General features: G+C 56.2%; 12 protein-coding genes and 1 pseudogene. 3 read left to right on the top strand and 10 right to left on the bottom strand.

The genetic code is table 11. From position 1 onward, the window contains the following. The coding region (locus tag AC0L2O_RS21890; RefSeq protein ID WP_473371142.1) for a 2-dehydropantoate 2-reductase N-terminal domain-containing protein at window positions 1–452 on the bottom strand (452 nt) is incomplete at its 3' end. A 366-nt stretch (window positions 453–818) separates the two neighbouring features. On the opposite strand from AC0L2O_RS21890, the gene gmd reads away from it, so the two are divergent. Then, a complete protein-coding gene (gene gmd / locus AC0L2O_RS21895) occupies window positions 819–1,910 on the top strand; it encodes a GDP-mannose 4,6-dehydratase (protein ID WP_473371143.1) in 1,092 nt (363 codons plus the stop codon). 116 nt (window positions 1,911–2,026) lie between these two features. Here the strand turns inward: gmd and AC0L2O_RS21900 are convergent, their stop codons facing one another. The 3 genes from AC0L2O_RS21900 to AC0L2O_RS21910 form a co-directional block, all read right to left on the bottom strand. After that, window positions 2,027–3,328: a WcaI family glycosyltransferase gene (locus AC0L2O_RS21900; protein WP_473371144.1), complete on the bottom strand. Its 1,302-nt coding sequence runs from the start codon at window positions 3,326–3,328 to the stop codon at window positions 2,027–2,029. A gap of 60 nt (window positions 3,329–3,388) precedes the next feature. Next, complete coding sequence (locus AC0L2O_RS21905) at window positions 3,389–4,360, bottom strand: GDP-L-fucose synthase family protein (RefSeq protein WP_473371145.1); 972 nt, start codon at window positions 4,358–4,360, stop codon at window positions 3,389–3,391. Window positions 4,361–5,110: 750 nt separating this feature from the next. Next, window positions 5,111–6,112 (bottom strand): ABC transporter substrate-binding protein, encoded by a 1,002-nt coding sequence (locus tag AC0L2O_RS21910; protein ID WP_473371146.1) that lies wholly within the window; start codon window positions 6,110–6,112, stop codon window positions 5,111–5,113. A gap of 279 nt (window positions 6,113–6,391) precedes the next feature. On the opposite strand from AC0L2O_RS21910, the gene AC0L2O_RS21915 reads away from it, so the two are divergent. Then, a complete protein-coding gene (locus AC0L2O_RS21915) occupies window positions 6,392–7,861 on the top strand; it encodes an undecaprenyl-phosphate glucose phosphotransferase (protein ID WP_473371147.1) in 1,470 nt (489 codons plus the stop codon). 53 nt (window positions 7,862–7,914) lie between these two features. Beyond that, the gene (locus tag AC0L2O_RS21920; RefSeq protein ID WP_473371148.1) at window positions 7,915–8,547 is read left to right on the top strand and encodes a class I SAM-dependent methyltransferase; all 633 of its coding nucleotides are present in this window, start codon (window positions 7,915–7,917) and stop codon (window positions 8,545–8,547) included. Between the two features lie 2 nt (window positions 8,548–8,549). On the opposite strand, the gene AC0L2O_RS21925 is transcribed toward AC0L2O_RS21920, so the two are convergent. The 6 genes and pseudogenes from AC0L2O_RS21925 to AC0L2O_RS21950 all read right to left on the bottom strand — a co-directional run bounded on the left by AC0L2O_RS21925 (window position 8,550) and on the right by AC0L2O_RS21950 (window position 14,429). Then, window positions 8,550–9,461 carry a glycosyltransferase family 2 protein gene (locus AC0L2O_RS21925; RefSeq protein WP_473371149.1) on the bottom strand — a complete coding sequence of 304 codons (912 nt, stop codon included), beginning with the start codon at window positions 9,459–9,461 and terminating at the stop codon, window positions 8,550–8,552. A gap of 104 nt (window positions 9,462–9,565) precedes the next feature. Next, window positions 9,566–9,730 (bottom strand): annotated as a pseudogene (locus tag AC0L2O_RS21930) (LbetaH domain-containing protein); the annotation flags it as partial. Window positions 9,731–10,109: 379 nt separating this feature from the next. Beyond that, window positions 10,110–11,186, bottom strand: coding sequence for a glycosyltransferase family 4 protein (locus AC0L2O_RS21935; RefSeq protein WP_473371150.1), 1,077 nt, complete (start codon window positions 11,184–11,186; stop codon window positions 10,110–10,112). Between the two features lie 136 nt (window positions 11,187–11,322). Beyond that, the gene (locus tag AC0L2O_RS21940) at window positions 11,323–12,273 is read right to left on the bottom strand and encodes a hypothetical protein (RefSeq protein WP_473371151.1); all 951 of its coding nucleotides are present in this window, start codon (window positions 12,271–12,273) and stop codon (window positions 11,323–11,325) included. Further along, complete coding sequence (locus tag AC0L2O_RS21945; RefSeq protein WP_473371152.1) at window positions 12,257–13,171, bottom strand: glycosyltransferase; 915 nt, start codon at window positions 13,169–13,171, stop codon at window positions 12,257–12,259. The genes AC0L2O_RS21940 and AC0L2O_RS21945 overlap by 17 nt, the downstream gene beginning before the upstream one ends. Then, window positions 13,164–14,429 (bottom strand): polysaccharide biosynthesis protein, encoded by a 1,266-nt coding sequence (locus AC0L2O_RS21950; protein ID WP_473371153.1) that lies wholly within the window; start codon window positions 14,427–14,429, stop codon window positions 13,164–13,166. Before AC0L2O_RS21950 ends, AC0L2O_RS21945 begins: the two co-directional genes overlap by 8 nt. Window positions 14,430–14,438 lie beyond the last annotated feature (9 nt).

Raw genomic sequence — 14,438 nt, forward strand, 5'->3', positions numbered from 1 at the left:
TCGGGGTTGGAGGCAACGACCACGTCGGCTAACGGATTGGTCTCGCGAATGATGCGCTCGACCTCATCGCCGGTGCCAACCGGAACGGTCGACTTGGTCACCACGACCGTGAAGCCGGTGAGTGACTGCGCGATCTCTTTCGCGGCAGCGTAGACATAGGAGAGATCGGCGTGACCGTCACCACGGCGCGACGGCGTGCCGACCGCGATGAAAACCGCATCGGCGTCCGCGACCGGCTTGGACAGGTCGGTGGTGAAGTCGAGCCGCTTGGCCTTGACGTTGCTCGCGACCAGCTCGTCCAGCCCGGGCTCGTAGATCGGGATCTCGCCGCGATGCAGTGCCGCGATCTTCTTCTCGTCCTTGTCGACGCAGGTGATGTCGTGACCGAAATCCGCAAAGCAGGCGCCGGACACCAGTCCCACATAGCCCGTGCCGATCATCGCGATGCGCATGAAAAGGTCTCTTTGTGTGGACGATAGACGTTTCGCAAACTCATCTAGTACATTTTCCTAGGCGCTCGCACGCCCAACCGATCCAGAAAGTGCGAATTCGGATTAGATCGTTAAGCGCCTTTTTTGCCGCGGGTTCTGACCGCTTCACCTCTCGTCACTTTGGACCAGCAACGCTCCAGATTGAGGCAATGGCTGCATGGCGATTGCACAGCGGCTTCATCTGCCAGCAACAACCTTTAAGCCGCTACTCGCGACCGCTCAGTTCGTTAATAATAGCCAACAATCCAGCTCATAATTACTCTGCTGCGGGTAGCTTCCCGGCAGGCTTTTGGGTTAGAAACATGCATCAATCTGTATGGGATTTGCATGACCAAAAAGCGCGCATTAATCACCGGTGTTACGGGTCAGGACGGCGCATACTTAGCCGAGTTGCTTCTCGGGAAAGGCTATGAAGTCCACGGCATCAAGCGGCGGACCTCACTTTTCAATACAGATCGCATTGACCACCTGTACCTCGATCCACACGAGCCCAATCCGCCGTTCGTGCTCCACTACGGCGATCTGACGGACTCGTCCAGCCTCATTCGGATCGTCGGCCAGGTGCAGCCGGACGAAATCTACAACCTGGCTGCGCAGAGCCATGTAGCCGTGTCGTTTGAGGAACCCGAATATACGGCGAATTCCGATGGACTCGGCACCCTGCGGATTCTCGAAGCTATGCGCATTGTCGGGCTCGAAAAGACGGCCCGCTTCTATCAGGCATCCACCTCCGAATTATATGGCTTGGTTCAGGAAATTCCACAGAAGGAGACCACTCCTTTTTACCCGCGCTCTCCTTATGCCGTCGCCAAGCTCTACGCCTACTGGATCACAGTAAACTATCGCGAAGCGTACGGCATGTATGCTTGCAATGGCATCCTATTCAACCATGAGTCCCCGGTTCGAGGCGAGACGTTTGTCACGCGAAAAATAACCAGAGCACTCGCCCGAATCCATCTGGGTCTGCAAGAACGGCTATTCCTGGGCAATCTCGACGCACTCCGCGATTGGGGGCATGCCCGCGACTACGTTGAGATGCAGTGGCGCATGCTACAGCAGGATAAGGCGGAAGATTTTGTCATCGCCACCGGCGTGCAGCATTCCGTGAGAGACTTCGTAAACGTTGCCGCTAAAGAAGTTGGGATGCGGATCCGTTGGGAAGGCAGCGGTGTTCATGAAAAGGGTTATAACGCCTCTACGGGCAAATGCATCGTCTCAGTCGACCCCCGTTACTTCCGGCCGACTGAGGTGTCGACTCTCTTGGGAGATCCGACGAAAGCAAAGCAGAAACTCGGCTGGGAGCCAACGACCTCTTTCGAGACGCTGGTCCAGGAAATGATGAAGGAAGACCTGGAGTCTGCGAAGCGGGATGAACTAATCAAGCAACACGGATTTCGCTACTTCCCGCGTCACGAGTGACTTGCTTCAGAATGCAGACGAGTTCCCGAGATCGAGGCGGGGCGTTGGCTCGGACCAACAACGATCCAGACTAAGGCCCAGCATAAGTCGCCCCCGAGCCCCGCGGCGACTTGCTCCTAGGGTATCGGAATGACGTCTTTGACCGGAAGCGCGATTTCTTCAGTCGCGGTCCGCGGCTTGACTTCCTTAGAGCTGGTACGCGTCAACTTCATTTCGTCAGCCCATCGACGAACAATTGTTTGACGATCCCAACGTTCAATTGAGCGCTCCCTGCCAGTTGTGCTGAGGTTCTCGCGAAGGCTCTGATCTTCAGCGAGCTTGCACATTGCAATAGCTAGGGCACCGGTGTTTCCCGGATCAATGACCAGACCTGCACCTTTCACTTCGGCCGCGAGCCCGGTACCTTCACCAGCCATCGCGATCACCGGACGTCCCGAAGCGAAGATAGCGCCCAATTTCGAGGGCAGGACCAAGTCGGCAGCTTCTGACTTCTGCGGAATCAAGTGGAAGTCAGCTGTCGCCATCAGTTCATTGAAGCTCTCATTTGGCTGCAATCCAAGAAAGTGAATTGTCCGGCGGTCCGACGCCATCTCCATCAGCTTAGCCTTGTGAGGCCCCTCGCCGGCTAGGATGAAATGAATGTGCGGATGACTTGACTCAAGGGCGGCAGCGGCCTCGATGACGAGATCGAGACCTTGCTTGTTGGACATTGTTCCGGAATAGAGGGCAACGACATTCTGTTCGCTCAGACCCAGCTGCTGACGATATCTGGTCTGTTTGGGACGCGGGAAGACCGTTTGGGTGTCGATCCAGTTCCTCACCTCCACTGTTCGTTCCGGTGCGACACCCTTGTCCCAGAGGCGCTCCAGCATCTGAGGCGAGATAGTGGAGACCCGATCAAACGAGCGGAGAATAGCTGCCTCGGTCTTGAGCATCATCTGGCGCAGTGAGCTGTTCCGGAGCAACCCCAGCTCGAACGCTGCGTCCACTTCGAAATCCTGCACGTGAAGCCATGAGGTGGCTTTGATTCGACGAGCAATCGTCGAAACCAAAACAGCCGACATTAAAGACGGGGCAACCGAAAGCACGATGTCGGGCCGCCAGGAAAATGCCTGGGCCAACATTGGTGCCATGCTCGTCAATGCAAACGATGCATGATGAAGCAATCGCTTGGCACCGGACGGATTTTTGGGCACGTATATTGGCGACCGTGTGACACGGACAGCATCAATGAACTGCGCCCTGAAATAGGCTCTCTCGCAATCAGCGGGGATCTTCCAGGCCGGGTAGTACGGAGGCGCGGTGATGACTCGCACCTCGTGCCCTTCAAGGACGAGAGTTTCGCAAAGCTCCGTGTTGTATTTTGCAACGCCGATCAGATCGGGCGCATAGTTGATGCCGACCAACAAAATACGCATCAAACGAAGTCCAAGTTGACGATTAAAGTTTCAAGATTTGAGAATCAAACACTCACCAATTCAGCTAGCGGCCACCTCCAAGTGACGTCCGTAGCCGCGTAGAAAATCGTCATATGCAGCGGTGAGCCCCGCGTGCAGAGAGATCGTTGGTCGCCATCCGAGCGCCCTGATGCGCGAACTGTCGAGAAACTTGCGGGGAGTGCCATCAGGCTTAGCCGCATCGAAAACGAGTCGGCCCTTGTAGCCGACGACTTCGGCGACGGTCCTCGCAAAATCTGCAATGGACAGTTCGTCGCCGCTCCCGACATTGATCGGCTGGTCGCTTGAATAGTTCTTGAGAAGGAAGATACAGGCGTCCGCGAAATCTTCCACGTTGAGAAACTCTCGAAGCGGCGTGCCGGTGCCCCAGACACTCACGGTCGGCGCCTGCGCAAGCTTTGCTTCATGAAAGCGACGGATCAGCGCGGCCGGTACATGACTGTGATCGGGGTGGTAGTTGTCGCCACGGCCGTACAAGTTGGTAGGCATCGCCGAAATGTAATCGTCCCCGTACTGCCGTCGATACGCTTGGCACATCTTGAGACCCGCGATCTTCGCGATGGCATACCATTCGTTCGTCGGCTCGAGCGGCCCGGTCAGTAATTCACTCTCGGCGATCGGTTGTTTGGCATGCTTGGGATAAATGCAAGACGACCCCAGAAACAAGAGGCGCCGCACACCGATGCTGTGACTTGCGCGGATCACATTGAGCTCGATGGCGAGATTTTCGCAGAGAAAGTCCACGGGAAAGCTGCTGTTCGCCGCGATGCCCCCAACCTTCGCGGCAGCATGCACCACCGCGTCAGGACGGTTCGATTCCAGCCATCGGAGCGTCGGCTCCTCCTTGGTCAGGTCCAACTCGCGACGATCCGCAGAAAGCACCGTACAATTTTCGGAAGCGAGACGCTGCAATACGGCTGAACCGACCATGCCACGATGACCCGCGACGAAGACCCGCTTGCCCGAAAGTTCGTAGGTAGAAGCCCCAGTCATATTTACCCCCTGACTCGGTCTTCCCTATGCGGAAACCGACAACTCAGCCCTTTTACGTGCCGCGGATGCGCCGGTAGCGAGGGCTCGCGTGCCATCTCAATTGCTAACACAATCTTCACCATCGAGCAGCCCGCTTGGCCAGGCAAAGGTATTAATGGTGAACTGCAGCAACGTGCATAGACTCGATGCGGACGACTGGCACGAAAACAGGCAGCGCAGCCGCGCTATCCGCACGACTGCTTCGTCGACCAAAACGTCATCTCGCTAGGCGCGGATCAGTATGCGCGCCGGAGGATCGGGCCCATGGGCGCACAGACGCGGTCCAAATACCAACCGTATGGGGTCTCCACCCGAACGAGCGGACAGTGATGCGACGGCACATACCGGTAGGGATAGGGCTGCGCCCAAAAAGTAACCGGCGTTACCTGGGCGGCGCCGGTGAGCAAGGGCGCGCTTGCAGGCATCTGCATGCCAGCCTCTGCACAGGTGGCAGCAAACAGGGAAGTGGCCAATGCCAAAAGACCCACGCGCGCAAACGTCTTCATCCGTAATGCTCCCTTTGCCCTAACGGACCTCACCAGCGAAGCAACCCTTGCGGACTGTTCCGGCAGCACTGAGATCCATCGATCACCCCAGAAATCGCCCTAAATAGCCGGGGTAGATTACCAAGCCCAACCGGCGAAACGCAACTATTCCGGGCGGCAAATTTGCGGCAGATGCGAAATGGCACAGTACTGTGGCTTCTCGGCCCTAGTTCTCTCCGCTCCAGGCGCCCGGAGCGCCAAGGTCGGGTGAGCGGCGGTAGACGTCACGAAGAAACTGATAGTCCACCGTCTGCGCGAGCGGCACGTCCTCCTCACCGAGCTTCGCGAACGTCAGGATGTCCCGAAGGGTCCTCCAGCGGCTTTCGTCATAATCGGCGATGCGGCCGCCGGTCGGCAGCACGAGGCTTCGCTGCTGTTGCAACTCGGCTTTCAGACGGTCCGGGCTGAGCCTTTCCGGCGCGAAACTGGCTAGAACAGGCACGCTCCGTGCATAGTCGGCATAGACAAACTGCCAGCCGCGGATCAGGCCTTGTAGTACGTCGGTAATCACGGATGGGCGGTCATGAATGAGGTCGTTGCTGGCAAAATAGACCAGCCCGGGGACATGAATACCGTAGTCCTGCGGCTTGATCACATTCAGCCGGACATAGTTTGTACCGGACAGAGTTGGCTGATCATCGATGGCAGCGATGATGGCGTCGACCTCGCCGGCGCGGAGCGCATCGAAGCTGTTGCGATCGGCTACTTTCGTCACTTGGCTACGGGGCAGGCCGAGCTGTGCCATCATCGCATCGAAGACGACGTCCCCCTCGCTGGCCCTGCGATAGCCGACGCGTTTGCCGAGAAGGTCAGGGGGGCGGCGCAACCCGGAGCTTTCCAGGGTAAAAATCGCGATCGATGTATCCAGAAAGCTTGCTGCGAACGCCGTTACCGGAACGCCGCGCCACGCCGCCAGCAGAAACTTCTGGCCGCTTGTCACGCCAATGGCATGCTCGCGCGCGATCTTTTCGACGAAATTCGGGTCATCAGGGTGCGGCCCCAACGCGATCCGGGAAGTAAAAAAGCCCTGCTTGAGCGCAATCAATTCGCCGGCAAAGCGCGCCGCGTAGGGTCCATCGAGGAGCAGAGTTGCCGCCGCCGCTGGGTTCGACGCTTGCCGCAGCGGCACGGAATCCGGGCGTAGTGCGACAAGGGCAAGACCCAGCAAGGCAACGGCCGCAAGACCGGGCGCCACATACCGGCTGGACCTTCGCCTTGATCGCCGTCGGGACCAGGTCTGAGGCACTGAAGCCATCCTAAGGAACTATGAAATTTAACATATCAGGCAGGGGCAAATGCGCTACAATCGATCTGTTGAAGTAAGGTTACTTTTGCGTTCTCCTTGTTTTTATTGCGATTTTGCTCGATAGCACTGTGTATTCGGATAGCGAATTGGTCGTAGGTGAGTTTTAACGCGATGACAATTCTATTGCCCAGATCAGCGTCTGTGCCTGATTCCGCTACGGAAATTCGCCTGCTGGAGCAGGTTTCGCCCGCATCTCAGGGTTCGGCATGGAGCTTTCTTCGACCATCGATCGTGGAACGGATGGCGATGGTCGGCGATGCCGTGCTGGTGGTGCTGAGCGGGCTCGGATGCGCAATTGTCTACCATCTCTACACGCAATCGGCGCTCGGCAAGGCGAATGTCTATGCCGCGGCGAGCGTGCTGGTCGCGATCAACTTCGTCCTGCTGACGACGGTCCAGCACGGCTACCGTCTTAAGAACATCACCAGCCTGTCGCGCATGTTCCGCACCACGGTCACCACGTGGACCGGGCTGTTCGGGGCGTTGCTGGCGATCGCCTTTACCATGAAGGTCAGCGAGGAGTTTTCCCGCGGCACGACGATCTCGTTCTACCTGGTCGGACTTGCCGTGCTGCTCGCCTGGAAGGTGGCCATCGGCCGCTGGACCGCCCGGGCGCTGGCCACCGGGGCGTTCGCCAACAGCCGCGCGATCATGATCGCCGAATTGGGGCTGCCGGCCGCCTCCAACACCATGATGGACCTCGCCCAGCACGGCTATCGCCTGATGCGGATCATGGAGATCCGCGGCAGCGATCTCGCCTCGCCGCTGCTGCTGTCGGCGATCGCGCCGCGCTTCGACGAGCTGATCGCCTATGCGCGCGAGAACCGGATCGAGCATATCTTCCTGTTGATGAACTGGAGCCGGCAGCACGCCATCGACAGCATTCTGGACGCGCTGAAGATCCTGCCCGTTCCCGTGCATCTGGTGCCGGATGCCCACGCCGCCCGCTTCCTGCGCTATCCGCTGCGATCGACCGGCGGCACCTTCACGGCGGAGCTGCGCCGCGCGCCGCTGTCGTGGAACGAACGCGCGCTCAAGCGCACGCTCGACCTCGCCGGCATCAGCCTGGCGCTGATGGTGTTCGCCCCCGTGATGCTGCTGACCGCGCTGGCGATCAAGGCGACCTCGAAGGGGCCGGTGTTCTTCCGCCAGACCCGCAACGGCTTCAACGGGCGCGCCTTCAAGATCTACAAGTTCCGCACCATGCGCGTGCTCGAGGACGGCCCGAAGATCGTGCAGGCGCAGAAGAACGACCCGCGCGTGACCGGCATCGGCAAATGGCTGCGCAAGACCTCGATCGACGAGCTGCCGCAGCTGTTCAACGTGCTCAAGGGCGACATGTCGCTGGTCGGCCCCCGCCCGCACGCCGCCGCCCACAACTCGGAATATGAGCAGATCATCGGCAACTACGCCTTCCGCCACCACGTCAAGCCCGGCATCACCGGCTGGGCCCAGGTTAATGGTTATCGCGGAGAAACGCGCACCGTCGGCATGATGCAGAAGCGCGTGGAGTATGATCTGTGGTACATCAACAACTGGAGTCTTTGGTTGGATATCAAAATTGCGGTTCGAACCCTTGCGATTGGCTTTGGTCAGAACGCAGCCTATTGAACTCGGAACGACCAACTTCTTAACATACGCGAACAGATGCCCTGGAAAGTGATATGAAAGAGCTGAGCTCAATATCTGGTTACAAATTCCGTGATGCCGAATTGAATCAAGCTCATTCATACTTGGTGCCGTCGCTAATCTCAATTCTGGATAGCATTGGTCGACCGGCAAAGAGCTTGCGCTTAATGGATCTCGGCTGTGGCAACGGATCAGTTGCGGAGCTACTGCATAAGCGCGGATATTCCGTTGTCGGGGTCGATCCTTCCGAAGATGGAGTTCGGAAAGCAAAAGAAAACTATCCGCACCTCACAATCGATCGAGCATCCGCCTATGATGATCTCGCGAAAGTCTACGGGAAATTCGATATCGTCGTCAGCCTCGAGGTCGTTGAGCATGTCTACAGTCCCCGCGATTACGCGAACACCGTTTACGACCTTCTTTCTCCGGGTGGCATAGCCATCATTAGCACGCCGTATCATGGATATCTCAAAAATGTGGCACTCGCCCTGGCGGGAAAACTAGACGCACATTTTACAGCCTTGTGGGATAACGGCCACATCAAGTTTTGGTCCATCCGAACGTTGACGAAACTCCTGGAAGAGACGGGATTCAAAGACGTTCGCTTCCTGCGCGTCGGACGTGTCCCAACGTTTGCAAAATCGATGGTCGCTTACGCGCGAAAATAACTTCAAGCGAGATGATAGCCCGTCAGCCGCCCAAGCTCCGCCAACCGTTGTTCATTTCCCTCACACTTGCTCAACTTGGATTCGAACTCTTCGATTTTCGCACCCACGAGAAACCGATACCAAAAGCCCTGGAGAAAGTGATAAACTAGGCCTGGTCGGCCGTCCAAAAAACCGAGTTGAAACGCATAACGATAGATAAAGTAGAACAGCGGTCCGAACCAGAATGGCAAGCGGTTGTAGACCTGCTCCTTGATGCGTCGCTTCAAAGCCGCCTGTTGAGATGCGGATTCCCAACTTAGCTCTTCGAGCGGACCGAGCCGGTATTTTCGGGTAAGCACATCGATAGCTTCGCGCGTAGCGTAGTTATTGTGTTTATCCGTGAAGAACGTGAGATCGTTTAGATTTACGTCCGAGAATCCGCCATCGAGCGTTACAGTCCTTCCGCCCCCGACAATTATATGCTCATCCATCCAACGCTGTTCGATTCGGCCATGGCCCGTGCGCCAAATTCGAAGCAGTATGAGAGGATAGCGACCGCCATGACGTATCCAACGCCCCATGAAGATGTGCTTTCGCTTTAGGTTCACCCCTACGACATCCGGTGGCAAGAGCGGAAGTTGTTTCTGAATTTCGGCCGTCAAATCCGATTCGATAATCTCGTCCGCATCCAAACGCATCACCCACGCCGCCGTTATTGGCGCGTTCGCCAGGGCCCAATCGAACTGCTTTGCCTGGCTCACAAATTTGTTGCGCAGAACTTTCGCTCCCGCTCCCTCCGCAATTTCTGTTGTTCGATCTGTTGAGTGACTGTCAACGACGAACACCTCCTTCGCTATCCCACGGACTGATTCAATAGCGCGTGCGAGGTGAATCGATTCGTTGAATGTGAGAATGATCACCGCAAGGTCAACCATAGATGGTTTCCGTATCTTTGTGGAAAGCTTAAAAGTTAACTGGATTGAATCGCGTTCGATGACGCGCGTACGATTCGTTCATGTGCTGCTTGGTCCTGTGCGGAAAAGCGATGTCCAATAACCTTCGCCGGCACACCGCCAACAATTGTGTATGGAGGCACGTCACGCGTCACCAAGGCTCCTGCGCCCACGATCGCGCCGGAACCGATACGCACACCCTCCATGATGAGCACGCGCATACCGATCCACACATCCATTCCGAGCACGGTCACAGATCGTGCTCTCGTTGGCATACCGAGTCGGGTCGGCGTACCCACGATTCCAAAAGCGTGATCGACCCCGATTATTTTGCACCCGGAGGAAACAAGGCAGAGGTCACCGATGACAACCGTGCCGTGGCACTCGAATTGAGGCCCTAAATACACATAACGTCCAATTCGGCTGCCGCGACCGATCTTGATCATTCCAGAACGTGGCCCCTGGAAGCCTTCGCCCACTTCGTCGAGCCTATATACAGATCGGAACAGCGGGACCAGCAATCTTCGAATGAATGCCTTTCCGCTGCCTTCGATTTCCTTTCGGCTGCGCGCAATAATGGCATCAGCTGCTCGTTCGGGCTCCTCTGCTCGGGCGGCAATTGCACTTCGCTTACCCATGAGATCTCGCTTTAAAGATGGCGGTCTCGATTATCTCGGCCTGGACGGTAGGGCACCAACGGGCCGCGATCTCCTCACGGCAATGAGATCGTATTTGCTCTCGGTCAATTTCCGGGCTCAACCATGCAGAAATAACGCGCGCAAGGCTCTTCGGATCATTTTGTCTGAAGCGCGCTCCGGTTACCCCCTCCCGGACCGCCTCTACCTCTGGCATTTGCTCATCATCATTGTCGTGAGTGATAACTGGTGTGCCGTACATCAGGCTGTGCATCGCAGTTAGGCCAACTTTGCCCGGCGACACGGTCACGGTCGATCTGTAGAGGAGCTGTGACAATACCCGCTCATCATAACAAGCACCGAAGAAATGTACTGGCAGAGCGAGATGAGTTGCTAGATTCTTCAGAGATTGAGCCATTGGACCGTCTCCGACCAGTAACACATTGCAACGCGTTCCCTGGGTCCTCAGAATCTCCACCGCCTCAAACAGGAGATCGAAACGGCAAGCTTGGGTAAGACGCGCTGTGCAGATAATTATCGGACAGCCTCGCTCCCGGAAGAAGCTGTCAGGATCAACGTCGTTTAGATCGCCGCGAGCAATGAGATTGAAGAAGCGATCCGAGGTTGAATAATCAAGGCTGTTATAGACAACATCGATGCGCTCTTCCGGATATCCTGCCGCCGTTCCCAACCGTTTGGCACGCGGGGCATACACGAGCATCCGATCGGCAAGCCTAAAAAAGAGAAGTCGCAAGTTGCTTTTGATTGTGCCCTCGCGACGCTTCCAACCGTGCTCCCAGAACAGGACAGAGATGTGCCGACGGCGCGCTAACCAGGCCGCAACCCACGTCGACAGAAAATTCGGGTTGCCGAGAAAAATGAGTGCGTCGAGCTGCTCTGTCGCCGCTATTTTGATAGCCTCGGGCTGCCATAGGAATTGTTTAACAACCGCGAACGGCGCCGGACGGAAGCGCTTGACCGCCGACGGATCGACGTGGAGGATTCGATCAAATGGCTCGCCACTACCTACGAATAGATACTCTATGCGGTCAGAGCGATCGAGCGCCTCCATGACTGCTCGGCGATAGTGTGGCCACATATGATACACGATGGCAACTTTTAGCATGAGCAACACTGGTTAGATGGACACTTGACAGGTTCGACCAGAAGGCCCGGCCGCCTAGATGAAAACGATGCAGGGCATAGGATCAGTTTGAGAGATTATCGCGTGCGCTCTGTTGGTACACTTGCACGGAACGCACGAAGACAGGATTGTCACCGCTGCTGATTACTAAGATCATATGATGGCGATCGATCACCGAGAAATCGAGGTAATCCTCCATCCTTTCTCGTGGCGCTAAGTAACTCCTCCAGCAATGCGACGGAGCAACGGGCGTACCGTTAAAGAATGTCTGAATACAGCCGGGGCGACCTGCAGTTGCCGGTGTCCAAACTCCAGTGACGATCTGCCATTCGTTCCAATCGGTCTCAGCCGGAAATACTTCCGGTTTTAGTGTAAAGGATCCGGCGCGCTTACAAAACGGACGGTGGCAAATTTGAGTTCCCACTCTTAGATCGCCACTTGCAAGATACGGCCCAAACCAGTCGATCCAACTGCTGAGAAAGCCGGGCGGCGACACTTTGTAGTACTCAAGTATGTCCCACTCGGCAAAGTGCGTAAATCCAGCGTTCTGCCCCGGCCAACGATCATCACCACTTCCGTCGAGATGCTCCTTGGACATAGCCCAGAATGAGGGGTGTGCACCATTTGCCGAGCGCCGAGTCGGATCGAACCTAAGCTTCACCTGTATACAAGCGCCACCGCCAAAGGCTGTACCAACGAAGCCGGGCGGTTTGGGCGACATTGCGGCTGAGACAAGATGGCCACTGAAGTCGCCTTGAGCCGAGATGCTACCATCTGAGTGTGTTTGCGAGAGCTGCTGGTTGGCTCTGACATTGAACCAATTCCAGCGGTACCATCGGTACCCCGGCCGATAGGAGTCATCTTCATCGAAGCTCTGATTGCCCTTACTGAAGTCGCTATCGAATGTTTTCAGTTCGTAACCCACTGCTCGGCAGGGAGAAGGCACTTCGGCCATCGCTGGAGCAGCTGCTGCGACTGCAATGATGCAGAGGAATGAATTAAGACTGCTTTTCATTGCTCGGGCCTTTACTTCCCTGAGGGAGAAGCCATTCAGAAAAAAAGAACTCCGCCTCTTGAGAACGCTTCTTGTCTTTGGTTACGAAACGCAAGAGACGCCTTGCACCGCGTTGCAGTTGAGGTCTCAATTGCTGACGGATGGCGAACCAAGGCCAATAGATCATGCGCCCGACGACGAATACAGGATTAGACATCCCAAGAAATTCACGGTGCATCTTCTTCACCGAAAGGTATTCACCTCGCTTGCGCGATTTGAATTGCGCGGAGGCTTGGCTCTCCCGAATTCGAAATGCGCCGAGGCGTTTACTTACCCAATATCCGCGTCGCCCCCAGCGTAGGCGCAGAAAGAAAGCATAATCGGTGTAAACTCTTAGATTGTACGCTTCGCGCGGGAGATAGCGGCTTATCGAGCGCTTCCAATAAACGCACTCCGAACACATCTGCCTATAGAATAGAAAATGGTCGAGATCTGACAGGCCGCTTATGGGCGGCCCATAGTAGTAGCCTCGATTCCCCTCGTCGAATGCGACGTCATCCGAGTAAACGAAGTCGACGTCGCATTTGGCAAAGACTGCTCTTACCTCTGAGAAGGCGCCTGGCATCACAATGTCATCAGCGTTTAGCCACAAGACAATATCGCTGCGCGCCATACGAAGGCCTTTTTGCAACGCATCGAGTTGCCCCTGGTCGGGCTCAGAAATTACTCTTATAGGCAAGCTTGGGAACGCGGCCGCCACAGCAAGTGTATTGTCGGTGCTATTACCATCAACCAAAATGACTTCTATGCCATTGGTACCTTGCGATAGGACGGACCGCAGCGTCGCAGCAAGGTACGGCCCTGCATTGTATGCCGGAATGACCACGCTGATTGAAAAAGGGGGGCCGCTGCTAGTCATGGGCCGCAACCATAGTTCTTCGGGCGGACTGGTGCCACCGAACAATGAACAACGAGAGCACAATCGCGAAAAGCACGAAGTGGGCCGCAGCACGTAACCACAGCGATGTGGTTGCGTTCATCACCACGAGGGGAATGCATGCTCCTGCGACTAGAACGACCGCTGCAACAAGCGATGCAAATAGCTCTGGCGGCGCTGATATCCGCGCCTGGAAAAACACCGAAAAGGGAGCTTTCGCGAACATGGCCGCTCCTGCAACCACCGCAAGGGTCAATGGTTGTATGCCAACTTGATACTTGCTGGGCAACAATAAGACTATGAACGGACCGACTTCTATGAAGACCACGACGCCCAGCACGCTCACACAGAATGCCATCACCCCCGCGCGCATTGTCTCGCGGAGCTGGTCGTACTCTCGAGTAGCTGCGCTTAGGCGGCGCAGGAGCAAAGGGCCGAATATCCCCGGCAGAAATATCACTACGTTATAGAATTGGTTACCCAGCGCAAAAACGGCTCCTTCGACAGCGCCTCCGCGGATAAGGAGTTGTCGCTGCAGAAACCAAAGACCGAACTGGAATGACAGCGAGGCGCAAAAGGAGAGCAGCGAGAACAAGAAGATGCTGCTTCCATTGCGCTTAAGAAATCCGACGAAGGAGTCGTGGACGTGCCTAACATCTCGGTGCAGGCCACCACCAAGCAGCATCGATACCGAGAGGATTCCACCTGTTGAAACGGAAAGCGCCGCAAGCCGTAATGCTTCGGTTAGCGACACGCTCTGCGCTATCGCAAGGGTCACGCACAGCGTCGCGGCGCTTAAAAGCGCGCCAAGCGCACTCCTGAACCGTTCACCGCGAGCTATCAATGCAGCCCCGCTTAGCAACTGCAAGCTACTCATGCCTGTAAACACAAGAAACCAAGCCAACCCACCAAAACCAAGCGACATCTGAGGAAACGCAAAATAGAAGCAACCTAATGCGACCACCATCGCAAATGAAACCGCCCCCAACAGAACGGCGCTTAATATTGAATTTTCGAGCTGCAAGCGATGCCCCCCGCCGCGCGCAAGAACCACGGCAATTGGCGTAGGTGAGTTTAAGGTCGTAAAAAGCACAATCAGATTAGTGGAGGTCTGAAGAAATGCGTATAAACCAAAATCGGCAGAGTTCATCGCGTGAGCGAAAAGCAAAATGCTGACGAAGCTAAGAGCGCGAGCCAGCACTGTCAGGACTACATAGGTTACCAATGACGCGGGGATCATATTTAGTGG

This window comes from Bradyrhizobium sp. Kon10 (assembly GCF_055807395.1).

What these genes read in the sequence shown, in the direction of transcription:
- AC0L2O_RS21925 (WP_473371149.1), bottom strand. Translation starts at nt 9,461, where the DNA reads ATGGTTGACCTTGCGGTGATCATTCTCACATTCAACGAATCGATTCAC.
- AC0L2O_RS21935 (WP_473371150.1), bottom strand. Translation starts at nt 11,186, where the DNA reads ATGGAGGCGCTCGATCGCTCTGACCGCATAGAGTATCTATTCGTAGGT.
- AC0L2O_RS21940 (WP_473371151.1), bottom strand. Translation starts at nt 12,273, where the DNA reads ATGAAAAGCAGTCTTAATTCATTCCTCTGCATCATTGCAGTCGCAGCA.
- AC0L2O_RS21905 (WP_473371145.1), bottom strand. Translation starts at nt 4,360, where the DNA reads ATGACTGGGGCTTCTACCTACGAACTTTCGGGCAAGCGGGTCTTCGTC.
- AC0L2O_RS21945 (WP_473371152.1), bottom strand. Translation starts at nt 13,171, where the DNA reads ATGACTAGCAGCGGCCCCCCTTTTTCAATCAGCGTGGTCATTCCGGCA.
- AC0L2O_RS21920 (WP_473371148.1), top strand. Translation starts at nt 7,915, where the DNA reads ATGAAAGAGCTGAGCTCAATATCTGGTTACAAATTCCGTGATGCCGAA.
- gmd (WP_473371143.1), top strand. Translation starts at nt 819, where the DNA reads ATGACCAAAAAGCGCGCATTAATCACCGGTGTTACGGGTCAGGACGGC.
- AC0L2O_RS21950 (WP_473371153.1), bottom strand. Translation starts at nt 14,429, where the DNA reads ATGATCCCCGCGTCATTGGTAACCTATGTAGTCCTGACAGTGCTGGCT.
- AC0L2O_RS21900 (WP_473371144.1), bottom strand. Translation starts at nt 3,328, where the DNA reads ATGCGTATTTTGTTGGTCGGCATCAACTATGCGCCCGATCTGATCGGC.